Raw genomic sequence first — 22,324 nt, forward strand, 5'->3', positions numbered from 1 at the left:
TATTCGGTCCGCCCGCAGGCCTCGCTAGGCCGGTCGCCGCGGGCGCCTGACGCAGGCCGCCGCGAAGTTGACCACCACGCATCGACTGGGGGCCCGCACGATGACCGATCGGCCGACGACGTACGTACACGACGCGCTGGAGCTGTTCGCCGCCTTCGGCGAGCGGGAGGCACTGGTCGGCGACGGCCGCCGGCTCAGCTACACCGAGGTCGTCGCCGAGGTACGCGGCCTGGCCGGGGCACTCACCGCGCACGGCGTACGGCCCGGCGCGGCGGTGCTGGTCATGCTCGGCAACACGGTGCAGGCCCCGCTGCTCCAGCTCGCCCTGCACCTGCTCGGCTGCCGGACGATGTGGATCGCCCCGGTCACCTCGCGCCGCGAGATCGACGACTTCGCGCGTCTGGCCGGCCCCGACGTGTTCGTGCACGACGCCGACGACGACCTCGGCGCGCAGATCGCCGCCGCGCTGCCTGGCGTCCCGGTGCTGCGGCTCGGCGTGGAGCTGACCCCGGCCCCGGGCGGAGCGCTGCCCGCTGCGGTGCCCGTACCCGAGTCGATCCTGCAGACCAGCGGCACCACCGGCACTCCCAAACTGGTGCACCACCGGGAGAGCTTCTACCGGCAGGTGCTCGCCCTGGCCGCCGGGTTCCGCGCGGCCGGCCCGCCGCTGCTGCGGCACCTGTCGCACTCGCCGATGTGGCTGGCCAGCGGCCAGATCACCACGCTGTTCAACCTTTTCACCGGCGGAGTTCTGTTCCTGCGCCAGCAGTGGGACCCGGCAGCGTTCGTCCACACCGTCGAGGCCGAACGGCTCACCTCCACCTTCCTCACCCCGCCGATGCTCTATGAGGTGCTCGACCATCCGGCGCTGGTCGGGGCGGACTTCTCCACCATGGTCATGTTCAACGTGGGTGCCGGGCCCGCCGCGCCCGCGCGGCTGCGTCAGGCAATCGCCCGGTTCGGCCCCTGCCTGCGCATCGTGTACGGCCTCAGCGAGGCCGTAGTGATCTGTGCGCTGCCCGACCTCACCGACGATCCGCAGCATCCGGAACGGCTGCGCTCGTGCGGCCGGCCGTACGGCGACGTGACGGTGCAGATCCGTGACACCGACGGGCGGGTCCTGCCGGCCGGCGCGGACGGCGAGGTGTGGGTGCGCACCGCCCTCAGCTTCCACGGCTACCACGGCCAGCCCGAACTGACCGCCGAGACCCTGGTCGACGGCTGGGTGCGGACCCGCGACATCGGCCATCTCGACGCTGACGGCTACCTGTACCTGGTGGACCGGCTGCAGGACCGGATCCTCACCCGGCAGCGCAGCTGGCCGATCTACTCCCGCCCGATCGAGGACGTCCTCGCCGCGCATCCCGAGGTGCGCGCCGCCGCCGTGATCGGCGTGAGCGACCCGGTGGCCGGTGAGCTGCCGTACGCGTACGTGGTCGCCGTTGCTGGCGCGTCGGTCACCGGGGATGAGCTGATCACGCTGGTGACCGCGGAGCTGAGTGACACCTGGGCCCCCGGCGGGGTGGAGTTCGTCGACGCGCTTCCGCTCAACCGTGCGGCCAAGGTGGACAAGCAGGCCCTGCGCGCCCGGTACGCCGCCGCGCATCCGGGCAATGCGGAGGTCGCGGCGACCGGTGCCACGCCGTGACCCCGCGTCGGGAACTCTACGTCCTGGTCGGCGCCGACCTGATCTCCAACCTGGGCAGCCGCATCTCCCTGGTGGCGATCCCCTGGCTGGTGCTGGAGACCACCGGCAGCCCGGCCCGGATGGGCGTGGTGGCGGCGGCGGAAGCCCTGCCGTACCTGCTCTCCGGTGCGCTCGCCGCCCCGTGGGCCGACCGGTTCGGCGTACGGCGCACGTCGATCGTGGCGGACGCGGCGAGCGCGGTGGTCGTGGCGTTGGTGGCGCTCGCGCCCTGGCTCGGATTCGGCACCCTCGTGGCTCTGGTCGCGGTGGCCGGCGGGCTGCGCGGCATCGGCGACCGAGTCAAGCACGTCATGTTCCGCCCGGCCGCCCTGCGCGCCGACGTGCCACTGATCCGGCTGACCAGCGCGTACGACGGCCTGGTCCGCGGGGTGTCGCTCTTCGGCGTGGTGCTCGGCGGGCTGCTCATCGACGGGGTCGGGGTGACCAGGGCGATCGGGATCAACGCGGGCACCTTCGCCCTCTGCGCCCTGCTGATCGCCGTCGCGGGCCGCCAGAGCGCCCCGACGGAGCAGGCTCCCCGGGAGAGCTACCTGCGGGCGCTGCGCGGCGGTTTCGCCTATCTGCGCACCGACCGTACGTTGCTGACGATGTTGTTGGTGATCTCGGCACTGAACCTGTTCGCCACTGCCAGCGTCGCGGTCTACATCCCGCTCTGGGTGGCCGAGGTCTTCGGCCACCCGACCGGATTCGGCCTGGTGCTGGGGGTCTTCGCCGGCGGAGCGTTGCTCGGCAACCTGATCTTCACGGTCGCCGGGCCGCGGCTGCCCCGTCGGATGACGTTCGCGGTGGGAGCGGCGGTCAGCGGCACCCCCCGGCTGCTCGCGTTGGCGCTCAGCGACGACCTGGCCGTCGTGCTCACCGTGACCTTCCTGTCCGGGGTGGGGATCGCCGCGGTCAACCCGCTGCTCGGCGCGGCGCTCTACGAGCGCGTGCCGGAGACGTTGCAGACCCGGGTGATCGGCATCTCCGGCTCGCTCGCGTTCCTGGGTCTGCCGGTGGGAGCCCTGCTCGGCGGCTGGACCGCGGCCGGTCTTGGACTGGTGCCGGCACTGTGGGTGATGGCGGCGGCGTGCCTGGTGCTGACCGGGCTGCCACTGCTGGTCGGCGGGCTGCGCGTGGGTGGGCGCACCCCTGAGCCGACGGCCTCCGGTCAGCGCTGAACCATCGGGCGTCCCCGACCTCCGCCGTTCGTCTGGTCTGGGCGGACGGCAGGACCGGTACCGTTCCGGCATGCCATCGACGCTGAACGAACTGACGGATCCGTTCTGCCTACGCGCCGGCGAGAGCGCTGACCTGCTTGGCGGACATCCTTGGCGCAGGTTCGTGGTGCTCGGCGACAGCGTCGCCGAGGGGATGTGCGAACCCGTCACCGGGTACAGCGAGCTGCAGTGGGCCGACCGGATCGCCGCCGAGCTGCGGGCGGCCGCACCCGCGCTGGCGTATCTCAACCTGGGCCGGCGCGGCCTGCGGGCGCACGAGGTGCGTGCTAGCCAACTGGACGACGCTCTGCGCTTCGCCCCCGACCTGGCGCTGGTGGTGTGCGGTGGCAACGACGCGTTCCGGACGTCGTTCGTACCGGCGGAGGTGGACGTCGAGGTGGCCGCGATGATCACACCGTTGCGGCAGGCGGGCGCGGACGTACTCACGGTCGGGATGTTCGACGTCTCACACAGCCCGGCGGTGCCGCCCGCGGTGCGGCCCGGACTCGGCGAGCGCATGCGGTTGCTGTCCACACACACCCGGGCGCTGGCGGCCCGGCTCGGCTGTCTGCACGTGCACCTCACCGACCATCCAGCAGTGGCCGATCCGACGCTCTACAGCGCTGACGGCCGGCACGGCAGCGCCCGCAGTGACGCCATCGCCGCCGCGGAGACGGTACGCCGGCTCGGCGCGCATCTCGCCGGGCACTGACCGGCCCGGGCGCACCCGGGTGGCCGACCGGGACGGCACCGACGGCGGGTCAGGTGCACGGCCCCGGTCTCGCCGCCGGGATCGGTCAGTCGATGAGCAGGACACCGGTGAGCAGGACTCCGCGGGCCAGGTTGAGCACTCCCTCGCCGCCGGGGTAGCCGACCCGGGCCAGCGCGCCGGAGCCGGTGCGGCCGAACAGGTACGGGGCGATGCTGTACGGAACCTCGTCGGTGACCACCGCACCGGTCCCGATCTCCACGAAGTCCATCGCCACCCGATCGGCCGGCACGTACGCCTGCAGGATGTCGCCACCCCGGGCGATCGCCGCGCGCACCCCATCGGCCCATGCCTCCGGGCTCAACTCCGGGCCGATCAGCACGTCGTGGCCGGCGGAACCGTCGGCCGGCTTGGCGACCAGGTGTGCCTGCTCGGCGAGAGCCTGGTCGAGCTCGGCGGCAGTCAGCGCCGCGGTAAAGGGGACGTAGCGACGGATCAGCGCCTGATCGTCGGCGGGAAGCTGGTCGATGTCCTCGTACAGCCAGGCGAAGTTGATCTTATTGCCGAGCAGCCAGGCGGCGGCGCTGACGAACATCGGCAGAGTCCCGGCCGTCAACGCCCCGGACACCGCATCCAGGCCGGCGCTCGGGGTGACCCGGTTGGGCACGAAGAGCCGGAACAGCGCGTCCACCGGCGCACCTTCCACCACCAGCCGCTTCGCGTCGTCCAGCCGGGCCGTGGCGACCGGCGCGATGACCAGGTCGATGCCGAACCGGGCGGCCCGCGGGATCAGCGGCGACAGGATCCGGATGAAGGCGGCGGGGTCGTCCAGGCCCGGATAGTCGGCATCGAAATCCATCAGCAGGGCCACTCGGGCCCCCTCGGCCAGCCCCAGCTCGTCACGGATCGCCACGAAACGCCGGTCCAGGAGGGAGGGTGCGGGCCGAGCCGAGATCCCGTCGAGCAGGCCGCGCTCCCGGTACAGCGCGCCGAATCGCTCGATGACCGTGTCGGCGTCGAAACCCCCGCCCAGACTGCTGTCGATGTTGTACTCGACGATTTTCGGCTCGCCGCCGGAGATCAGCACATCCGGGCGGTACGCCGCCAGCAGCGCCTCGGTCAGTGGCTCCTGCTCGTCGAGCAGGCGGGTGTCGCCCGGTGGCACGCCGAGCAGTGCCCGCAGCTCCTCCGCCGTCTCGGCCCGCCGCCGGCAGGCGTCCAGGATGAGTTGGGCGATCCGGTCGCAGACCTCGTTGAGTTCCCGGAACGAGTCGGCGGTCAGCACCGGCGGCCGGGCCAGCCGCCACCGTGGGTTGTACGTCGCACGTCCGTGGAAGATCCGTGCCGACTCTCGCGCGCCGGCGTCGACCATCGCCCGCCGGACCGGCTCGGGCAGGCTCTGCCACGCCTGCCCGGCCGGCGGCCACGGGTATTTCACATCGATCATGTTCCGTCCTTGGTGACGAGATGGATGGCGGCCGTGAGGGCGGCCCGGCCGGGCTGCACGGCCCGGTCCAGCCCAGGGGCGAACGGGAGCACCGCACCGTCCGGGCGGGTGACCCGGCGGGGTGGGGCAGCCAACGGCAGTCGCTCCACGACGCTGGCGATGATCTCGGCGGCGACGCCGCAGGACCGGTTGGAGTCGTCGACCACCACCAGCCGACCGGTCCGGGCCACCGATGCGCACAACCCGTCGAGGTCGAACGGGTACAGCGTGCGCGGGTCGAAAACTTCCACCGACACCTGCCCGGCCAGCTCCTCGGCGACGGCGAGCGCGTCGTGCACCAGGTGCCCGACGGCGACCACCGTGACATCGTCACCGCGGCGCCGGACCAGGCCTTGACCGAGCGGCACCGGACCCAGCTCGGCGAAGTCGACGTCCTCCCGCACGTCCAGCGCGCCGGCCGGGGCGAAGACCACCACCGGATCGTCGTGCCGGATCGCCGAGACCAGCAACCCGTACGCGTCGGTCGGCGTCGCCGGCACCGCGGTGACGATGCCGACGTGCGCGAACAGCGCGTACGGGTGGTCGGAGTGCTGCCCCGCCCAACCGGTACGCGAGCCCGAGCCGGGCACCAGGTAGGTGACCGGTGCGGCACACTGGCCCCCGGTCATCAGGGAGAACTTGTGCGCGTGGTTGACGATCTGCTCGAAGACCAGGAAGAGCAGCGACGGGATCTGGAACTCCACCACCGGACGCATGCCCGCCAGCGCCGCCCCGGTCGCGAAGCTGGTGAACGCCTGTTCCGACAGCGGTGTGTCCCGCACCCGGTCCGCTCCGAAGCGTGCGAACAGTCCTGCGGTCACGTGTGAGGCGCCCACCCGGACATCCTCGCCGAGCAGGAAGACCCGTTCGTCGCGGGCGAGTTCGTCGGCGAGCGCCCGGGTGAGCGCCCGCCGGTACGACAGGCGGGGCATCAGGCACCTCCTGTCCGGGCGGTCAGCCCACTGGCGTACAGATAATCGAGCGCACCGGCCGGATCCGGCTCGGGGCTTTCCAGCGCGAACGCGACAGCGGCGTCGAGGGTGGATTCCACTTCGGCGTCGACGGCTGCCCGCTCGGCGCCGGACAGCCGGCCGCCCTGGATGTCGACCGGGTCCCGGGAGCGTCCGGCAGCCACCTCCTCGGGCGGGCGGTAGTCGAGGCGTACCTCGTGCTCGAAGGTGTGGTGTGCGTCGAAACGGTAGGTGCGCGCCTCGATCAGCTCGGGTCCGCCGCCGGCGCGCATCCGATCCACGGCGGCGGCCGCCGCCACGCACACCCGCTGCGGGTCCTGGCCGTCGACCACGACGGCCGGGATGCCGAAGGCGTCGGCGCGGCCGGTGATGGTCCCCGCGACCGCGCCGTCGACGGGCATGGTGGTGGCGTAACCGTTGTTCTCGCAGACGAACAGCACCGGCACCCGCCAGAGCGCGGCCAGGTTGAACGCCTCCAGCAGCATGCCTTCGTTGACCGCGCCGTCGCCGAAGAAGCTCGCCCCGACGACGTCCTCGCCGCGCTGCCGGCGCGCCCACACCGCTCCGGTGAGGATCGCCCCGGCCGCGCCGACGATGGCGTTGGCGCCGAGCACCCCGACCGAGAAGTCGGCGGCGTGCATCGACCCGCCCCGGCCGCGGTTGAGGCCGGTTTCCCGCCCGCACAGCTCGGCCATCATCCGGGCCGGGTCGGCACCCTTCGCGAGCACATGTCCGTGCCCGCGATGGGTGCCGGTGACCAGGTCCGTCCCCCGCAGCGCGGCGCACACCCCGGCGGCGATCCCCTCCTGACCGAGGTACGGGTGGATGCCGCCGACGATCGTCCGGGCCCGGACGAGCTCGATGGCCCGCTCCTCGAAGCGACGGATCAGCCGTACCGTGTGGTAGAGCCGGACCGGGTCGGCGTCGGTCACGTGTCGCGTCCCTCCTTCACCGCGGCGAGGATGTCGTCCCACAGCTTCGCCCGGGCCGTCAGCGCCAGGTTGACCGTGTCGGCGCACTCCTGCCACTTGACGTCGTCGTCGCCGCAGAGGTCGGCGAGCATCTGCATCGCCATCGGGGTGTGCTGCTCGCCGTCGACCTCGATGTGCCGCTCCAGGTAGTCGACGAACGTGTGCAGCCGGTCGCTGCGCTCGTTGACCGCGACCACCTGGGTGAACATGTCCGGGATCAGGTCCTCCCGGCCGAACGCGAAGGCCGCGGCCTGACAGTGCACCGGCGCCGACTCGATGATCTTCCAGGTGGTGGCGGCGAACGCGGCCGACGCGGCGGGGACCCCCGCCTCGGCCAGCGCCTCGCCCACCGGGCGGCCGGTCCGCAGCAGGTCGATCAGCCGGTCCACCGCGGTCGTGTCCGCTCCCGCCTCCCGCATGCCCTGCACGTAGAGTTCGAAATGGCTGATGAAGCCCTCACCCAGTTCGTCACTCTCCTCCACCATGACGATGTCGTTGATCAGTCGGCGGCTGCCGGTCGGGCCGGTCGGGATCCACGGCACGCTCACGCAGGTGAGCTGCCGCTGCAACGACTTGAGCAGGGACATGAAGTCCCAGACCGCGAAGACGTGGTGCTCCATGAAGGTCACCAGCGCCTCGTGGGTGTCGAGGTTGGCGTAGAGGGGGTGCTTGACGACCACGTCGCGGCGGTCGGTCACCGCCCGCTCCAGCCGTTCGATTCCCGGGTGCGTCTTACCCCATTCGTACCGTGACATGTTCAGCCTCCTTGCGGGGCGCTCTCGCGCCAGATGATCGGGCAGTAATCGGGGTCGGCGTAGTCCGGCCGTCCATCGTCGGTGCGGCGGACCAGGACGTCGTGGTTGTAAGTCGCGTGCGTACCGTCGGAAAGCGGGAACTCGCGCCAGGCGTTCGCACCGTCCTGCAGGTGCAGCGAGATGGCACGCCGGGGCCGCCCGCTCACGTTGGCGCCGCTGCCGTGGTAGGTGCGGCAGTGGTGGAAGCTCAGGTGTCCCTTGGGGATCACCATCGGAATCTTGCGGATCTCCGCGCCGTTGTGGGCCGCGTTCTCGGCCAGCATCTCCTCCAACTGGCCCCGATCGCGGTCGGCGAAGTGCCGCACCACGGTGTCGTCCGCGCCGATCTCCGACCAGCGGTGCGATCCGTCGACCATGGTGATGGTGCCCATCTCCACGTCACAGTCGTGGAACGGGATGAACGCGGTGAGCATGTCCTCGGACGAGGATGACGCCCAGTAGTGCTTGTCGAAGTGCCAGGGCACGATGTTCGACGGCTCGCCGGCGATCGGCGGCTTGTAGATCAGCGTCGATTGGAAGATGCGGATCTCCGCGGCGCGGGCCAGCCGGGCGGCGACCGCCCCGAGCAATGGCTTGCGCAGAATCGCGCCGATCGCGGAGTGTTCGTAGTGGACGTAGTCGTTGTGCCGCTGCACCGGTCCCTTGGCCGGCTCCCAGTAGGCCAGTTTCGGTGGCCGTACGCCCAAGGTGCGGTCGCGTTCGCCGTCGTAGTAGCGGTCGGTGGCCGCGGTGAGCGCGTCCACCTCGTCGTCGGTGAACAGCTTTTTCGACAGGTACCAGCCGTGCTCGGCGTAGAAGCGCACATCCTCGTCGGAGGGCAGCAGCTCCCGCTCCTCGGCGCTCAGTGCCGGATGGGTGGTGGTCATACCCCAACTCCTTGAGCCGGGCTGGCCGCGGCCAGCTCCCGTTCCTTGGCCTCGTAGAGGGCCTTGATGTTGCCGCTGCCGAAGGTGCGCGCCCCGCGCCGCTCGATGAGTTCGAGGAAGAGGGTGCGGCGCACGTGCATCGACTCGGTGAAGATCTGCAGCAACTGGCCGCCATGGTCGTGGTCGACCAGGATGCCCAGCTCGCGGAGCCGGTCCAGCGGCGCGGCGATCGCACCGACGCGTCGTTCCAGATCGTCGTAGTAGGTGGCCGGGGTCCCGGCAAAGCGCACCCCGCGCTCGCCGAGCGCACCGACCGCGGTGACGATGTCGTCGGTACGCAGTCCCAGGTGCTGCACGCCGGCGCCGTGGTGCTCGCTGAGGAAAGCGTCGATCTGCCCGGGCCGGCGCGACGTGTCCGGTTCCAACAGCACCAGGGTGACCCGTTCGGAGCGGCTCTGCACCACCGTCGAGTTCATCGCCTGCCCGGCGACCTCGATGTGTTCGGTGAAGATCTCCCGGAAACCGAAGACCCGCGCGTAGAGGGCCACGGTGTCGGCGAGTTGGCCCGGCGGCACACAGACCGCCAGATGGTCGATGTCGCACAACAACTGCTGCCCGGCCCCGGACCCGGTTCGTGCCGGCGGAGTCGGCTCCACCGCCCCGGGCAGGAACACCGCCCGGTCGCCGCGGCGTTCGACGAGGCGGTGCACCACGTCGCCGAAGCCGCCGACCTCCGCGGTCACCACCTCGGCGTCCGCGCCGGTCCAGGTGCGTGGTGCGCTCAGCCCGGTCGCCCCCCGGGCCACCAGCTCCGCGTACGCCCCAGCGGCGTCATCGACCTCCAAGGCGACCACGGCGATGCCGTCGCCGTGCCGGCGCACGTATTCGGTGGCGGGATGCGCGGCACTGAGCCCCGTGGTGAGCACCATCCGGATGTCACCCTGGGTCAGCAGCAGGGAGCGCTGCCCGTCGAGCCCGGTCTCCGGGCCTCCCTGTCCACACAGGTGGAAACCGACGGCGGTGCCGAAGTAGAAGGCGGACTGTCGCGCGTCCCCCACGTACAGTTCGATGTGATCTATGGCATGTATGTCCATCTGTCAGGCCCTTCCTTGTTCCCCGTAACCGCTGCCCGGGCGCGTGCCGCCCAGGGTGGAGCGTCGATCAGCCGGGCGCCCCGACCGCCCGCGCGCCCGGCGCGGCAACGCGCCGCAGCAGGAGGCTGACGTTCTGACCGCCGAAGCCGAACGAATTGGTCAGTGCGAACTGGGTACCGCTCGGCCGGGCCTGACCTCGGATGTGGTCCGCCGGGCATTGCGGGTCCGGGTCGTCGAGGTGGTACGTCGGGGGCAGCAGGCCCGCGCCAAGCGCCAGCGCACAGGCCGCCGCCTCCACCACCCCGGACGCGCCGAGCAAGTGCCCGGTGAGCGCCTTGGTGGAGCTGACCGGCACCCCGCCGGCGCCGAAGACCGCGGCCAGCGCAGTCGTCTCCGCGACGTCCCCGAGTCGGGTGCCGGTGCCGTGGGCGTTGACGTAACCGACGTCGCCGGCCGCCACTCCCCCGGTGGACAGCGCCCGCCGCATGCACTCGGCCGCTGCCACGCCGTCGGGGCGAGGCGCGGTCAGGTGGTACGCGTCGGTCGTCGCCCCGTACCCGATGATCTCCGCGTAGCCGGTGGCCCCGCGCGCGGCCGCGTGTTCGGCGCGTTCCAGCACCAACAGCGCCGCCCCCTCAGCCAGGACGAACCCGTTGCGCCGGCGGTCGAACGGCCGGCTGGCCTCGGTCGGGTCCGCCCACCCGCGGGCGAGGGCCCGGGCGTTGCCGAAGGTGTCGGCGAAGGTCGCGAACAGCGGCGCCTCGCTGGCCCCACAGAGCACCACGTCGGCCTCGCCGGCGCGGATCAGCCGGACCGCGTCGGCGACCGCCTGGGCGCCGGAGGCGCAGGCGGTACCGACCGACGAGCTGTAGCCGCGGATGTTGTGGGTGATGGCGATCCGCGCGGCCGGCATGTTCGGCAGGATCCCCGTCAACAGGTACGGGCTGACCGCCGCCCGCCCCCGCTCGGCCCGGGCGATCACCTGCGCCTCCAGGGTGGACATGCCGCCCACCCCGCCGACGATCACCCCGATCCGCCGGGGGTCGACGTCCCGGCCGACCTCGATGCCGGCGTCGGCGAGCGCGTCGGCGGCGGTGAGCAGCGCCAGCACCACCACCCGGTCCAGCACCCGGGTCTCCGGGCCGGAGGCGACCGTACGGGGGTCGATCGCCGGCAGCATGCCGGCGACCTCCAGCGACTCCCGCGCGGGATGCCCCTCGGGCGGGCGGACCAGCCCCGACTTGCCGCCGGTCACCGCGTCGAAGGTGGCCGCCGGGCCCCGCCCGACCGGGCTGAACAGGCCCATCCCGGTGATGACCGCGGTCACGACGGGGCCTCGCTCAGGTAGCGCTCGCGCAGCGCCACCTTGCGGACCTTGCCGGTGACGGTGACCGGGATGTCGTCGGCTCGCACCGGCAGCACCCGGCGCAGTGTCGCCCCGAGGTCCGGGCCGAGCGCCGCGCGTACCGCCGGGTCACGGTTCTGCTCCGGGTCGGCGCCGGCGGCCAGTTCCAGCAGGACGTCGGTGACCACCGTGTCGCCCGTACGGACGATGACCACGGTGCAGTCGGTGACGTCCGGACAGGAGGCGAGGATCCGCTCCTCCGACAGGGCGGTGAAGAACCACCGGCCGTCCCCGGCGTCGACCGAGTCGACCGCCCGGTCCAGATGGTAGTAGCGGCCGTCCGCGTCGGCGCGGACCAGGTCACCGGTGAGGTACCAGCCGCGCAGCCGGGAGCGGTAGGTGGTGAGCGAGTCGTTCCAGTAGCCGCGGAACAACGACGGGGAGTCGATCCCGAGCCACCCCACCTGCCCCGGGGGCAGCTCGTTGCCGTTCGGATCGAGCACGGCGACCCTGGCGAACGCGTACGGGCGGCCCACGCACCGGCCGTACCGGTCGGAGTCGGTGGTGTGCGTGACGTGGAACATCGAATGCCCCATCTCGCTGGAACCGAGCCCGTCGATGAAGACCGAGCCGCGCACCCGGGTCACTCCGGCACGGGTCATCACGTCGCGGGAACCGACCGCGACCAGCCGGCGCACGTGCGGCTCGTGCGAGCAGTCACCGGTGTTGAACCACAGCCGCACCGAGGCCAGGTCGTACCCGGACAGGTCGAATCGGGCCAGCTCCGCCCAGGTGACGGAGAAGCCGAACACCCCGTCCGGACGCCACCGCTGGATGGCGTCGAGCACGCGCTCACCGCCCTGCTCGGACAGCAGGAACATCTCCGCCCGGTTGCCCAGCGCCTGATTGACCATCAGCACCGTCGCGGTGTGCGGGGCGGGCAGCGCGCTGAGTATGCGACCGGTTCCCTGCGCCTGCGGCATGGACAGCAGATGCCGGGTAGCGGCAAAAAGACTGGCGTGCGAGTGCAGCACCGCCTTGGGCACGCCGGTCGTCCCGGAGGTGTGGGTGACGACGACCGGATCGTCGTCGTGGTGCCGGTAGTGCGCGGGGGCGGCGGCCGGGTCGCCGCCACCGGCCTCGGCGGGCCGGCCGAGCAGCGGTGCGCCCAGGTCGTGACCGTCGAGCAGCTCGGCGTGCGCGGCGTCGGCGAGCACCCCGACGGCCCGCAGCCGGCGGATGTACTCAGCGGCGATCTCCGGGCGCAGCTTGCCGTTCATCAGCGCCGGGACAGCCCCGAGGCGGGCCAGGGCCAGGAAACTCAGCACCATGTCGGCGGCGCCGGTCGCCCAGACCGCCACCGGGTCGCGGGGGCGTACGCCGCGCTCGTGCAGCCAGGCGGCCCGGGCCGCGATCCGCTCGTCGAGCTGCCCCAGGGTCAGCGGCTGTCCGGCCGGGTGACCGTCGACGGCCGTGTCGAAGGTCAATCCCGGTCCCTGTGGATCCGCCCCGTGCGCCAGCACCCGGGCGAGCACGTTGCCGGCGCCGATCTCGGTGTCAGCGGCGAGCGCCCCGCGAAGTCCCTTGGTCCTCATGAACCGGTTCCTCCCCCCATCAGCACCGCGACCGCCCCGGTGGGGGTGCCGTCGGATGCCTGTTCGATCAGGACCAGCAGCGCCTCGTCGGCGTCGCCGTCGTACAGCAGCAGTTCCGCCGCGGCGGTGGCGTCGGCCCGCAGATCCTCCGTGGTGCTCAGGCACACCACCGGGCCGTGCAGCCCCCAGCGCGCCGCGATGTGCCCGGCCACGCTGTTCGACACCGACTGGAAGAAGAACAGCGGTCCGATCCGGCCACCGGCGTCGACCGCGGCGCGGACGTGCTCGGCGCTGGGCCGGTCCCCCGCCACGCTGCCCAGCACCACCGCACAGCACACCTGCGGCGGCGCGGGACGCTCGCCGTACCGGCGGGTGAGGCACCGCTCGGCGACCGCCGCCGCCAGCGGGTGAAACGTCGAGTGCACGAACCCGGGCAGCGGCGGCGGCGCACCGTCGCCGGCTTCGGGCCAACGCGCCTCGGCCAGCACCCCGGGCATCGCCGCCTGCGCGTTCACGGCGCGCCCACCAGCAGAGCGGTGTTCGCGCCGCCGAAGGCCGCGTTGAGGCTGAGCGCGTACGGGCTGGCGACCGGTCGGGGTGCGCCGGTGACCACGTCCAACGGGCAGGCCGCGTCGGGTCCGAGCCAGCCGGCGTTGACCGGCAGCTTGCCGTGCCGAAGAGCAAGCACGGTGACCACCAGTTCGAGCAGGCCGGATGCTTCCAGTGCGTGTCCGTGCAGCGACTTGGTGGAGCTGACCGGGATCCGGTCGGCCCGGTCGCCGAGGGCCAGCCGCAGCCCTGCCGCTTCAGAAGCGTCGCTGAACCCGGTGCCGGTGGCGTTGGCGTTGACGTAGCCCACCGCCTCGGCCGGCAGTCCGGCACGGGCCAGTGCCGCCCCGATCGCCCGGGCCAACCCGCCTCCGGCCGGATCCGGCCGGCACGGGTGGTACGCGTCTCCGGCCCGCCCCCAGCCGTACAAGGTCGCGACCGGCTCGACTCCGCGGCTCCGGACCGCGACCGTGGACTCCAGCACCAGCGCGGCCACGCCGTCGCCGAGCAGCAGACCGGTGCGTCCGACGCTGAACGGGCGGACCGACCCGTCGACGGCCAGCGCCCGGCCGGCGTCGAAGAGCGCAAACTGGTCCGGTTCGACGAGGTAGCCGGCGGCCACCACGACCCGTTCCCGGTCGCCCCGCCGGATCATGGCGGCGGCGTCGGCGACCGCCGTGCTCGCCGAGACACACGCGCTGGCATAGGTCCTCGTCGGACTACCGAGCCCACACCGCCGGGCCAGACGCGCGACGAGTTCGGGCGCCGGTCGGCCGGCAGGCTCGACGCCGTCACCGGGGCCCCGGGCCGGGCCGCCGGTGACCGTGACCCGGTCGCGGTCCGCGGTCGGAGCTGCCCCCGTGCGGACCGGCCGGTCCGCACGGAACGCGCCAGGTTGGGACGACGGGCCACCGTGGGAGGCCAGCAGCAGCGCCGACTCCGCACGCTGGGCGGAGGTCAGGCCGGCGGACCGGCAGGCGGCGTCGATCGCGGCGGCCAGTTCGTCGGGCAGCGTCCCGACATCAGGCAGGGTCGCCGCGACGGTCACCCGGCGACCGGTGGTGTCGAAGCGGCGCACCGGCCGGAACGCCGGCGCTCCCCGGAGCGCACCGGCGAGCTGCGCGTCGGTGCCCCGGCCCAGGGCGCTGACCGCGTGCATTCCGGAGATCGGTACGGGCTCCCGCTCACCCATCTGCGGGACTGGTGAGCGAGCCACGGAAGACCGTCAGGGCGTCATCGACGGTGCGGACCCCGGCGAGTTGGTCGTCGGTGAACTCCATCCGCCGTCCGTAGCGTTGTTCCACCAGGTGTACGAGCCACGCGAGTTCCATCGAACCGATCCGGTGCGGCACCTGGTCGACCGGCTTCGCGGTCAGTTCGGCGAGCATGCCCACCAGGTCGGCTCGGTCCAGGTCGGACTGCCTGGGCATCAGCGGCTGCCGCTGGTCGACCCGGCGACCCGGGCGGCGACCATGGTGGTGAACTCTCCGACAGTCATCAGCGCGAGCTTCTCCGACTCGTCCTCGGCGAACTTCACCCCGTAGCGGTCCTCGACCCGCACGGCCAGGTCGGCCAGGGCCAGCGACTCCAGGTCGACCCCGGACGGACCGAGGGTGGTCGCGTCGTCGATCTCCTCGACGTCGTAGTTCATATCTTCGAGCTGCTCGATGACGAAGGTACGGACCTCGTCCCGCATGGCTTTAACCTCTCTCTATGGGCGAGTTACCGGTGTCCGGTCAGGACACCGTGCACGTATGGATCAGCGCTGACTCCGGCGATCGGCCGAAGGCAGCACGGCAGCTGTTACGGCGCGCGGGGTCCGCGCTGCTCGGCCGGACAGAACGGGACGTCGTGGTCGGACACGCGCCGGACGGCCGGCCCCGGGTACGGGCCGGGGCCGACGTGCTGGCGGTCAGCGTGAGCCACAGCGACGGCGTGGTGGTGGTCGCCGCCCGCCCGTTCGGGGCGGTCGGGGTCGACGTCGAACGCCACCGCCGGTTGCCCGCCGTGGCACTGGCCCGCCGCTGGTACGCCCCATCGGAGGTCACCTGGCTGCGGAGCCTGAGCGAGGGCGACCGGGCGGACGGTTTCCTGCTGCTCTGGACGGCCAAGGAGGCGGTCGGCAAGGCGCTCGGCCGAGGGCTGCGCGACGGTGGGCTCCGACGCCTCGCGCCGGTGCCCGGGCCGCCCCGCGCGCTGCTGCGCCCGGTGCCCGGGCTGGCGCACGTCCAGGTCGGGAATCCGGCGGGTCCACCGGGGCTGGTCCTGGCCGTAGCGGTTGCCTCGCCGGCCGGCGAGGTGTCGGTGCTCCTGCGTTAGCCCGGGCAGGCGCGGCCGTCCACCCCACGGGCCGGTCATGGGAGCGCCGCCCGCAGTACGGGCACGGCACGCACCAGCTTGCCCGTGGTGGTCCGGGGCAGTCGGTCGAGCAGGTGCAGGGTACGCGGACGTTTGTAGCCGGCAAGCCGTTCCGCCAGCAACTCCTCCAGCGCCGCTTCCGACAGCGGACCGTCGGGCTGCACATAGGCGGTGATGCCGTCGTCCTGGACCACCACCGCAGCGGCGACCCCGGGTAGCGCGGTGAGGGTCGCCTCGACCTCGGTGAGATCCACCTTGAGCCCACCGACGGAGACCTGCGAGTCGAGCCGACCCTTGATCGTGACGAGCCCGGTGGCGGCGTCGACGATCCCGGCGTCACGGGTGTGCAGCCAGCCGTCGGCCCACCGGCCGGGGTCGGTGAGCCCGACATACGGTGAGGCGGGGCAGCTCACCTGGAGTTCGCCGCCGACCACGCGCACCTCGATGCCGGGGGCCGGCACGACCGCGGGCCGGTTCCGGCCGTACAGGTCGGTGCCGATCACCCCGACCTCGGTCATCCCGTACATGTTGCCCAACGGGACACCGAAGCGATCGGTGAATGCCTGCACGGTTGCCGCCGGCACCAGTTCCCCGCCCGTGGTCATCCGGACGAGCTGCGGAAGTGGACCGTCGGCACGGCTGGAAGCGAGCAGTCCGATATGGAACGGGACACCGAGCACGGTTGCCGGGGTGTTCTGCGCGCGGATCGAGGCGAGGACGGCGTCGCCGACGAGCCGCTCCGGTCCGACCAGCTCGACGCCGGCGTGCAGCCCGTAGAGCAGGCCACCGACCAGGCCCAGCACGTGCACCATGGAAGGCAGCAGAATGATCCGCTCGCCCGGCAGGGCGACTCCGTCGATACGGGTGTAGCGGCGCACCTCGGCGATCAGGTCCGCGGCGGTACGCCCGATCACTTTGGACGGACCGGTGGAGCCAGAGCTGAGTTGGATGACCGCGTGTCCGCTGACGGCCGGGTGCGCGGAGAAGGGGACGACCCCCTCGGTCACCTCGACGAAGACGCGCAATGCGCCACCGCCGCTGCGCACCGGCGCGACGACCACCTGCGGGGTGAGGCGCGCCAGCGCCCGGTCGACCTCGTGGTCGGTGAGGCGGTGGTCGAGCAGGACCGCCTGGGCGCCGAGGCGCCAGGTGGCGAGCAGGTTCACCACGTACGCCAGGGAGGGGGGCAGCCGCAGCGCGGCAGCACCACCGGCACGTAGCCCAGCGGCGGTCAGGCGGGTCTGCGCCGCGCCGATCAGGTGACGCAGGGTGCCGCGGTCGACCGGCTCCGGAAGGCGCAGACAGATGTCGGCCGCAGGCCCGGCGAGCAGAACCTCGTCGACCCAGGATGGGTCCAGTACCGCGGAATTGTTCGTTGAACGATCCATTGTCACCACTGCCCACCGCTCAGCGTCAATGAGAGCGCAATCAGCCCGTCAAGTGCATCTTTCGGGGTGTTGGCGGGAACCCTACGACAGCCCGCAGGAGCATTGCTAGATGCAAATAGCTAGATCGAAGACGCCGCCGGTCGGATTGCCGATGCCCGATCAGACAAGCGAGATCGGGCGCGTACGTCTATTGTGATACCACTGTGGACGCATCGGCCCTATTCGCCCGGGACGCGTCGGATACACCCAACCGATGCCTGACAATGCGGTTTCCTGGATTATCCGGACACCCGCACGTCATCTCTTCGATCGTCCCGATGGGGACTGCTCGATCGCTCAGTCCGGCATGACTTTCTGCCCCCTGCGGTCCACCCACTCATCCGAGGTTGCCGGGTCGAAGACGACCGGCAACCCCGTTGCGAGGAAGTCGAGCCGCGCGGAACGCTTCCTTGAGGCGGTTGCCTCGCTGAACGTTGGGCAGCTGACGAAGCGATAGCGAATCGCCCCTGAGGACTCGCGTGCGCGGTCAAACCAGCGCGCCCGGCATGCCGATCTATCCCAGCCCGCGCTTGCACCGAAATTGCACGAATGACCGGGAGTCACCGAATCTGATCGACGCCGCGTTGACCGCCGCCGACGTCACCGGCCCGCGATGCACTGGTCGCTGCGCTGTGGCGCGTTGCGGAATGGGTGCGAAGCTCAGGCCGGGTCGGTGTCAGCCGATGGGGCGGGCATGGCGAAGCAGCGTACGGACGTCGGCCGGCAGATCGCCGACCTTCTGGGTACCGCCAAGCGTTCGCTCGGGCTCAGCGTCGCGTTCATGACCCGGATGGACGGCACCACCCAGCACCTCGAGGTGGTTGACTCCTCGATCCCGGTGCTGTTCCGGGAGGGTGCCAGCGTTCCCCAGGCCACCACCTTCTGCCAGGCGATCTTGGATGGCCGGCTGCCGTCGGTCATCCCGGACGTCCGGCGTTTCCCCGAGGCGATGCGGCTGCCGGCGGCCCGAATGCCGCGCATTCGCAGCTTCGTCTCCGTCCCCGTCACGCTCAGCGACGGCACCCTGTACGGCACCTTTTGCGCCGCCGGTCTCACCTCGGACAAGGGCCTTACCAAACGGGACCAGTCGCTGCTTGACGTCCTCGCCCACGCCGCCTCGGTCGTCCTCGAGCCGCAGGTACGCGAGCAGGCCCGCCGCGGTGAGATCGAGGGCCGGCTGGTGCCCGTACTCGCCGCAGGCGGGCCGGAGATCGTGCTGCAACCTATTGTCGACTTGCTGACCGGTGACCGCGTGGGCGTCGAGGCGCTCAGCCGGTTCCCCCGCCACTGGGGCCTGACCCCGGACCTCTGCTTCGCCGACGCGCACAGCGTCGGCCTTGGCGACCGCCTCGAGCTGTCCGCCCTGGAACGGGCCGCCGAGCAGATGGCCGGCATCGACGGCTACGTGGCGATGAACGTTTCCCCCGACACGCTGCTCACCGCCGAGTGCGCCGCCCTGCTGTCCCGGTTGCCGTTGGAGCGCGTCCTGCTGGAGCTGTCCGAGCACGACCCGGTCGCCGACTACGCCGCCCTGACCGCCGCCTTGGCTCCGCTTCGGGCCCGCGGGATGCGGCTGGCGATCGACGACGTCGGCGCGGGCTTTTCGTCTCTGCGCCACATCGTCCTCACCACCCCCGACGTGATCAAGCTGGACCGCAGCCTCATCGATGGGGTCAGCACCGACCCGATCCTCACCACCCTGGTCCGGTCACTGGTCGAATTCGGCCGTGGCTGTTCCGCCCGCGTGGTGGCCGAGGGGGTCGAAACCGCCACCGACGCCGCGACCTTACTTGCCCTCGGTGTGCACTACGGTCAGGGCTGGTACTTCGGCCGGCCGGGCACCGCCGGACAGCTAGCCGACCGGTACCCGGTCGTCGCCCTGCCGCTCCCCGCCGCCTGAGCCGCGCGACGGGTCGACGGCGGCGGGTCAGCGAGGTGTATGCGGGCCTACCGCGAGTTTCGCCGGTAACCGTGCCCGGCCCGCCAGTTCGTTGAACACCGCCTAGACCTCGGACGGTGTGATTACTGGACCGCCGGCCAGGCTTCCCGGCACACCTGCTGCTCACCGTATCCCCGCCGTGCCTGCCGGTGGAAGGCTCACCAGTCGGGGAGGCCTGGCATCGTCATGGAAATGTCACGGTTTCGCGAGAGGACCGCGGCACGGGCGGGCGATCCTGACCCGACATGTCAGAGGGCACGAAGGTGGATCATGGTGCGTGCGCAGTCCGGCAGGGTGCCCGAGCTTGTCGTGGCGGTATCCGGGGCGCTGGCGGGCTCGACCGTGCCGCAGTGGAGCCGGGAATTCGACCGTGTGGCGCGCACCGGGGCAGACCGGTTGGTGGTCGACCTGAGCGCCTGCCCCCGGATCGACACAGCAGCAATCGTGATCTTGCTGCGCTTGCATCGCCAGATGAAACGGTCCGGAGGGCGACTGGTGTTGCGGCACCCGGCTCCCGCGGTCGTGCGCTTGTTCATGGTGGCGCGAGTAGATCAGGTGCTCACCGTCGAGGACTCCCCCGCCGTCCAGCAGCCTTCGGCGGAGACCTGATTCGCTGGTGACAGCCCCCTCATGCCGGGCCGATGAGGGTGCGGTAGTCCGCTGCCTGCAGCGGATCACTGGACAGGGTGCCGTCACCGCGGGGCACCTGCAGGAGCTCCCCGTCACGGTGGAAAGACACGGCCGCGATGTCGGCACGCGAGGTGAGCGTGCAGACGATCTGTCCGTACGCGAGCACCTCGTCGCTGCGAGCCGCGTTCTCCTCGGTCTCGCTGATCTCGACGGTGGCGACGGCAACCTCGGGCGTCACCGTGACTGCCAAAGCTGTGCCGGCCAGAGCAGTGGTCAGTCCCTCGGCCTGTTCGGCCGGGGTCGGGCCGGCAATCAGCTGGTCGAGTTGCTGCTGCGCGGCCGGCATCGCCGCGGCGCGGCGGACGCTCTGCGCGAGCCGGTTGTCCCGCACCAGGCACAGCACCTGGGCGACCTCGCCGCCCGGATCGGTGGCGGTCGCCGACGATGTTGCGTTGAGGGGACGGCGGGGCAAGGTGACCGGGTGTGGTTCGTCCTGGGCGGGTACCCCGCAGGAGGTCAGCAGAAGCAGGGTCGCGGTGAGCGTGGCGGCGCCGCGTACGGTGATCATGGTTGGTGTCCGGGTATCTCGATGCGGAAGCGGGCTCCGCCGCCTGGCCGGTCGCCGGCGGTAGCTCGCCCGCCGTGTGCGGCGGCGTGTTCGGCGACGATGGACAGGCCCAGTCCGGTGCCGTCGGCGTTGCCGCGGGAATGTGCGGCCGGGCCGCGGACGAAGCGGTCGAAGATGCTGGCCCGATCCTCGGCGGCGACGCCCGGGCCGGCGTCGTCGACCTCGAGCCAGCCGTCGCCGACCCGCACCGCGGTGGGGCCGCCGCCGTAGCGGATGGCGTTGTCCACGAGGTTGCCCAGGGCCTGTTCGATGCGGCGCCGGTCGATCAGCCATTCGTCCGGGGCGGCCGGGGTGATCTCGACCAGGTCGGTGGGCAGGTCCCGGGACTGGCAGACCCGGCGAGCGAGTGCCGCTACCGGGACCAGCTCGCGCTGGATCGGCTGGTCGCTGCGGGCGAGTTCGAGCAGGTCGTCCACCAAGGTTTGGAAGCGGCCAACCTCCGCGGTAAGGAGCTGCATTGCTGCGGACGTGCGGGCGTCCAGGTGCTCGCGACGTTTGTCGATCACGCTGGCGGTGGCAGCGAGAGTCTGCAACGGCGAGCGCAGCTCGTGGCTCACGTCGGCGGCGAACCGCCGGTCGCGGTCGAGGCGGCGGGCGAGTTGGTCGGCCATGTCGTTGAACGCCAGCGACAACGGCGCCAAGTCAGGTTCGGTCGCCGGATCGAGACGGGTGGTGAGATCACCGCCTGCGATGTCCCGGGCCGCCGCGGCGACGACGGTGAGCGGGCGCAGGGCGTGCCGGGTCACGTACCAGCCCACCGCGGCGCCACCCGCCGCGACCATGATCGCCACGGCGGTGAGGACGAGAGCGAGGGCTTGCAGGGTACGGTCCAACTCGTCCAGCGAGATGATCTCGTAGAAGGACGCCGAGCCGGTGATCGGGATGCCGACGATCAATGCCGGGCGACCATCGCGTTCCACGCGTTGCGCTCCCGCCTCGCCCGTGGCTGTCAACGCCTGAAGCGCAGCCGGAACGGCGGTGTCGGCGGCCAGGTCGGCGCTGCGGGAATGCCAGCGGCCGGCGTAGTGCAGCAACACGTAGCGGTCCGAGCCGGTGTCCAAGGAGCGCAACAACTCCAGCACGTCCGGGTCTGTCCCGCCGATGCCCGCGTTGATAACCGCGGCGTCGTAGTAGGTGGCTCGTACGGCGGTACGCTCGCGTTCGGCGAGCAGGGTGTTCCGGGTCGAGGTGTACGACACCAGGCTGACACTTGCCGTGAGCAGCAGCGCCCCGAGGGCGAAGGCCCCACTCACCCGGGCCCGTAAGCCGAGCCGGCTCACGATTGCAGCTTGTAGCCCAGGCCCCGCACCGTGACGAGATACCGGGGGCTTGCGGTGTCCGTCTCGATCTTGTGCCGCAGCCGACCCACGTGCACGTCGACCACCCGCTCGTCGCCGAACTCGTGGCCCCACACCCGCTGCAACAACTGCTGGCGGGACAGGACGAGGCCCGGATGGTCCGCCAGCTCGCACAGCAGCCTGAACTCCGTACGGGTGACCGCCACCGGCTCACCCCGCAGCCGCACCTCGCCCGCCTCCGGGCGTACCTCCAAATCGCCGAAGGACAGCACCGAGGTGACCGGCGTGGCCGCCGGCTGGGCGGCCCGTGCGCGCCGCCGCAGCGCGCGCAGCCGCGCAGCGAGTTCCTTGACCGCGACCGGCTTGACGACGTAGTCGTCGGCGCCGGCCTCCAGCGCGGCGACAATGTCGTGGGTGTCGTCGCGGGCGCTGACTACCACGATCGGGACGTCGTCCTCGCGGCGCAGCTGCCGGATGCACTCGTAGCCGTCCATCCCGGGCAGCATGAGATCCACGAGCACCGTGTCCGCCGGCTGCCGGCGCTGCGCGGCGATGCCCTCCTCCGCGGTGGCCACGGCGTACGCGGTGTAGCCCTCGTCCTCCAGCGCCATGGCCAGCGACAGCCGGATCCGGTCGTCGTCTTCGATCAGCAGTACGGCACCCATACCCCGCATGATGCCCGTTCTCCGGGACATCAGCCCTCCGGCATCGTCCACCGCGCGGTTTGTCACGCAAC

Annotated in this window: 22 protein-coding genes; 6 read left to right on the forward strand and 16 right to left on the reverse strand. The window is 71.7% G+C overall.

The features are described 5' to 3' along the window. The first annotated feature begins 100 nt into the window (after positions 1-100). The 3 genes from ACIA1L_RS30535 to ACIA1L_RS30545 all read left to right on the forward strand — a co-directional run bounded on the left by ACIA1L_RS30535 (position 101) and on the right by ACIA1L_RS30545 (position 3,619). Positions 101-1,648, forward strand: a complete 1,548-nt coding sequence (locus ACIA1L_RS30535) for a class I adenylate-forming enzyme family protein (protein ID WP_396076488.1) — start codon at positions 101-103, stop codon at positions 1,646-1,648. After that, the gene (locus ACIA1L_RS30540) at positions 1,645-2,868 is read left to right on the forward strand and encodes an MFS transporter (protein ID WP_396076489.1); all 1,224 of its coding nucleotides are present in this window, start codon (positions 1,645-1,647) and stop codon (positions 2,866-2,868) included. The genes ACIA1L_RS30535 and ACIA1L_RS30540 overlap by 4 nt, the downstream gene beginning before the upstream one ends. A 70-nt stretch (positions 2,869-2,938) precedes the next feature. Continuing rightward, the gene (locus tag ACIA1L_RS30545; protein WP_396076490.1) at positions 2,939-3,619 is read left to right on the forward strand and encodes an SGNH/GDSL hydrolase family protein; all 681 of its coding nucleotides are present in this window, start codon (positions 2,939-2,941) and stop codon (positions 3,617-3,619) included. 85 nt (positions 3,620-3,704) lie between these two features. Here ACIA1L_RS30545 and ACIA1L_RS30550 read toward each other — a convergent pair whose 3' ends face one another. The 12 genes from ACIA1L_RS30550 to ACIA1L_RS30605 all read right to left on the reverse strand — a co-directional run bounded on the left by ACIA1L_RS30550 (position 3,705) and on the right by ACIA1L_RS30605 (position 15,004). Beyond that, positions 3,705-5,063 carry a hypothetical protein gene (locus tag ACIA1L_RS30550; RefSeq protein WP_396076491.1) on the reverse strand — a complete coding sequence of 453 codons (1,359 nt, stop codon included), beginning with the start codon at positions 5,061-5,063 and terminating at the stop codon, positions 3,705-3,707. Further along, a complete protein-coding gene (locus tag ACIA1L_RS30555; protein ID WP_396076492.1) occupies positions 5,060-6,034 on the reverse strand; it encodes an alpha-ketoacid dehydrogenase subunit beta in 975 nt (324 codons plus the stop codon). Before ACIA1L_RS30555 ends, ACIA1L_RS30550 begins: the two co-directional genes overlap by 4 nt. Continuing rightward, entirely contained in the window at positions 6,034-7,005 is a 972-nt protein-coding gene (locus tag ACIA1L_RS30560) for a thiamine pyrophosphate-dependent dehydrogenase E1 component subunit alpha (RefSeq protein WP_396076493.1), read from the reverse strand. The genes ACIA1L_RS30555 and ACIA1L_RS30560 overlap by 1 nt, the downstream gene beginning before the upstream one ends. Next, positions 7,002-7,799, reverse strand: a complete 798-nt coding sequence (locus tag ACIA1L_RS30565) for a DUF3050 domain-containing protein (RefSeq protein ID WP_396076494.1) — start codon at positions 7,797-7,799, stop codon at positions 7,002-7,004. The genes ACIA1L_RS30560 and ACIA1L_RS30565 overlap by 4 nt, the downstream gene beginning before the upstream one ends. A gap of 2 nt (positions 7,800-7,801) precedes the next feature. Further along, positions 7,802-8,725 (reverse strand): phytanoyl-CoA dioxygenase family protein, encoded by a 924-nt coding sequence (locus ACIA1L_RS30570; protein ID WP_396076495.1) that lies wholly within the window; start codon positions 8,723-8,725, stop codon positions 7,802-7,804. Next, complete coding sequence (gene hppD, locus ACIA1L_RS30575) at positions 8,722-9,819, reverse strand: 4-hydroxyphenylpyruvate dioxygenase (RefSeq protein ID WP_396076496.1); 1,098 nt, start codon at positions 9,817-9,819, stop codon at positions 8,722-8,724. The genes ACIA1L_RS30570 and hppD overlap by 4 nt, the downstream gene beginning before the upstream one ends. Positions 9,820-9,886: 67 nt before the next feature. After that, the gene (locus ACIA1L_RS30580) at positions 9,887-11,146 is read right to left on the reverse strand and encodes a beta-ketoacyl-[acyl-carrier-protein] synthase family protein (protein WP_396076497.1); all 1,260 of its coding nucleotides are present in this window, start codon (positions 11,144-11,146) and stop codon (positions 9,887-9,889) included. Further along, positions 11,143-12,759 carry a class I adenylate-forming enzyme family protein gene (locus ACIA1L_RS30585; protein ID WP_396076498.1) on the reverse strand — a complete coding sequence of 539 codons (1,617 nt, stop codon included), beginning with the start codon at positions 12,757-12,759 and terminating at the stop codon, positions 11,143-11,145. Before ACIA1L_RS30585 ends, ACIA1L_RS30580 begins: the two co-directional genes overlap by 4 nt. After that, the gene (locus tag ACIA1L_RS30590; protein ID WP_396076521.1) at positions 12,756-13,256 is read right to left on the reverse strand and encodes a beta-ketoacyl synthase N-terminal-like domain-containing protein; all 501 of its coding nucleotides are present in this window, start codon (positions 13,254-13,256) and stop codon (positions 12,756-12,758) included. The genes ACIA1L_RS30585 and ACIA1L_RS30590 overlap by 4 nt, the downstream gene beginning before the upstream one ends. Positions 13,257-13,270: 14 nt before the next feature. After that, positions 13,271-14,500, reverse strand: coding sequence for a beta-ketoacyl-[acyl-carrier-protein] synthase family protein (locus ACIA1L_RS30595; RefSeq protein WP_396076499.1), 1,230 nt, complete (start codon positions 14,498-14,500; stop codon positions 13,271-13,273). Beyond that, positions 14,493-14,738, reverse strand: coding sequence for an acyl carrier protein (locus tag ACIA1L_RS30600; protein ID WP_396076500.1), 246 nt, complete (start codon positions 14,736-14,738; stop codon positions 14,493-14,495). The genes ACIA1L_RS30595 and ACIA1L_RS30600 overlap by 8 nt, the downstream gene beginning before the upstream one ends. Further along, positions 14,738-15,004: an acyl carrier protein gene (locus ACIA1L_RS30605; protein WP_396076501.1), complete on the reverse strand. Its 267-nt coding sequence runs from the start codon at positions 15,002-15,004 to the stop codon at positions 14,738-14,740. Before ACIA1L_RS30605 ends, ACIA1L_RS30600 begins: the two co-directional genes overlap by 1 nt. Before the next feature lie 17 nt (positions 15,005-15,021). On the opposite strand from ACIA1L_RS30605, the gene ACIA1L_RS30610 reads away from it, so the two are divergent. Next, positions 15,022-15,627 carry a 4'-phosphopantetheinyl transferase family protein gene (locus tag ACIA1L_RS30610; RefSeq protein WP_396076502.1) on the forward strand — a complete coding sequence of 202 codons (606 nt, stop codon included), beginning with the start codon at positions 15,022-15,024 and terminating at the stop codon, positions 15,625-15,627. A 35-nt stretch (positions 15,628-15,662) separates the two neighbouring features. On the opposite strand, the gene ACIA1L_RS30615 is transcribed toward ACIA1L_RS30610, so the two are convergent. After that, a complete protein-coding gene (locus tag ACIA1L_RS30615) occupies positions 15,663-17,054 on the reverse strand; it encodes a class I adenylate-forming enzyme family protein (protein ID WP_396076503.1) in 1,392 nt (463 codons plus the stop codon). 733 nt (positions 17,055-17,787) lie between these two features. On the opposite strand from ACIA1L_RS30615, the gene ACIA1L_RS30620 reads away from it, so the two are divergent. Further along, on the forward strand, positions 17,788-18,993 hold the full coding sequence (locus ACIA1L_RS30620) for an EAL domain-containing protein (RefSeq protein WP_396076504.1): 1,206 nt from the start codon (positions 17,788-17,790) through the stop codon (positions 18,991-18,993). A gap of 309 nt (positions 18,994-19,302) precedes the next feature. Next, positions 19,303-19,641: an STAS domain-containing protein gene (locus ACIA1L_RS30625; protein ID WP_396076505.1), complete on the forward strand. Its 339-nt coding sequence runs from the start codon at positions 19,303-19,305 to the stop codon at positions 19,639-19,641. Positions 19,642-19,660: 19 nt separating this feature from the next. On the opposite strand, the gene ACIA1L_RS30630 is transcribed toward ACIA1L_RS30625, so the two are convergent. The 3 genes from ACIA1L_RS30630 to ACIA1L_RS30640 are packed head-to-tail and all read right to left on the reverse strand — an operon-like array spanning position 19,661 to position 22,253. Next, positions 19,661-20,230 (reverse strand): GerMN domain-containing protein, encoded by a 570-nt coding sequence (locus ACIA1L_RS30630; protein WP_396076506.1) that lies wholly within the window; start codon positions 20,228-20,230, stop codon positions 19,661-19,663. Then, a complete protein-coding gene (locus ACIA1L_RS30635; protein WP_396076507.1) occupies positions 20,227-21,570 on the reverse strand; it encodes an ATP-binding protein in 1,344 nt (447 codons plus the stop codon). Before ACIA1L_RS30635 ends, ACIA1L_RS30630 begins: the two co-directional genes overlap by 4 nt. Further along, complete coding sequence (locus ACIA1L_RS30640; RefSeq protein ID WP_396076508.1) at positions 21,567-22,253, reverse strand: response regulator transcription factor; 687 nt, start codon at positions 22,251-22,253, stop codon at positions 21,567-21,569. Before ACIA1L_RS30640 ends, ACIA1L_RS30635 begins: the two co-directional genes overlap by 4 nt. Positions 22,254-22,324 lie beyond the last annotated feature (71 nt).

Origin of the sequence: Actinoplanes sp. NPDC051859 (genome assembly GCF_044452725.1) — a bacterium.
In the GTDB taxonomy this organism is placed as follows: Bacteria; Actinomycetota; Actinomycetes; order Mycobacteriales; family Micromonosporaceae; genus Actinoplanes.

Excerpts from the sequence above, each read along its gene's own strand:
- ACIA1L_RS30595 (WP_396076499.1), bottom strand. The coding sequence starts at position 14,500 with ATGGGTGAGCGGGAGCCCGTACCGATCTCCGGAATGCACGCGGTCAGC.
- hppD (WP_396076496.1), bottom strand. The coding sequence starts at position 9,819 with ATGGACATACATGCCATAGATCACATCGAACTGTACGTGGGGGACGCG.
- ACIA1L_RS30610 (WP_396076502.1), top strand. The coding sequence starts at position 15,022 with ATGGGCGAGTTACCGGTGTCCGGTCAGGACACCGTGCACGTATGGATC.
- ACIA1L_RS30545 (WP_396076490.1), top strand. The coding sequence starts at position 2,939 with ATGCCATCGACGCTGAACGAACTGACGGATCCGTTCTGCCTACGCGCC.
- ACIA1L_RS30640 (WP_396076508.1), bottom strand. The coding sequence starts at position 22,253 with ATGGGTGCCGTACTGCTGATCGAAGACGACGACCGGATCCGGCTGTCG.
- ACIA1L_RS30600 (WP_396076500.1), bottom strand. The coding sequence starts at position 14,738 with ATGCCCAGGCAGTCCGACCTGGACCGAGCCGACCTGGTGGGCATGCTC.
- ACIA1L_RS30570 (WP_396076495.1), bottom strand. The coding sequence starts at position 8,725 with ATGACCACCACCCATCCGGCACTGAGCGCCGAGGAGCGGGAGCTGCTG.
- ACIA1L_RS30550 (WP_396076491.1), bottom strand. The coding sequence starts at position 5,063 with ATGATCGATGTGAAATACCCGTGGCCGCCGGCCGGGCAGGCGTGGCAG.
- ACIA1L_RS30630 (WP_396076506.1), bottom strand. The coding sequence starts at position 20,230 with ATGATCACCGTACGCGGCGCCGCCACGCTCACCGCGACCCTGCTTCTG.
- ACIA1L_RS30565 (WP_396076494.1), bottom strand. The coding sequence starts at position 7,799 with ATGTCACGGTACGAATGGGGTAAGACGCACCCGGGAATCGAACGGCTG.
- ACIA1L_RS30555 (WP_396076492.1), bottom strand. The coding sequence starts at position 6,034 with ATGCCCCGCCTGTCGTACCGGCGGGCGCTCACCCGGGCGCTCGCCGAC.
- ACIA1L_RS30535 (WP_396076488.1), top strand. The coding sequence starts at position 101 with ATGACCGATCGGCCGACGACGTACGTACACGACGCGCTGGAGCTGTTC.
- ACIA1L_RS30615 (WP_396076503.1), bottom strand. The coding sequence starts at position 17,054 with ATGGATCGTTCAACGAACAATTCCGCGGTACTGGACCCATCCTGGGTC.
- ACIA1L_RS30605 (WP_396076501.1), bottom strand. The coding sequence starts at position 15,004 with ATGCGGGACGAGGTCCGTACCTTCGTCATCGAGCAGCTCGAAGATATG.
- ACIA1L_RS30620 (WP_396076504.1), top strand. The coding sequence starts at position 17,788 with ATGGCGAAGCAGCGTACGGACGTCGGCCGGCAGATCGCCGACCTTCTG.
- ACIA1L_RS30590 (WP_396076521.1), bottom strand. The coding sequence starts at position 13,256 with ATGCCCGGGGTGCTGGCCGAGGCGCGTTGGCCCGAAGCCGGCGACGGT.
- ACIA1L_RS30625 (WP_396076505.1), top strand. The coding sequence starts at position 19,303 with ATGGTGCGTGCGCAGTCCGGCAGGGTGCCCGAGCTTGTCGTGGCGGTA.
- ACIA1L_RS30585 (WP_396076498.1), bottom strand. The coding sequence starts at position 12,759 with ATGAGGACCAAGGGACTTCGCGGGGCGCTCGCCGCTGACACCGAGATC.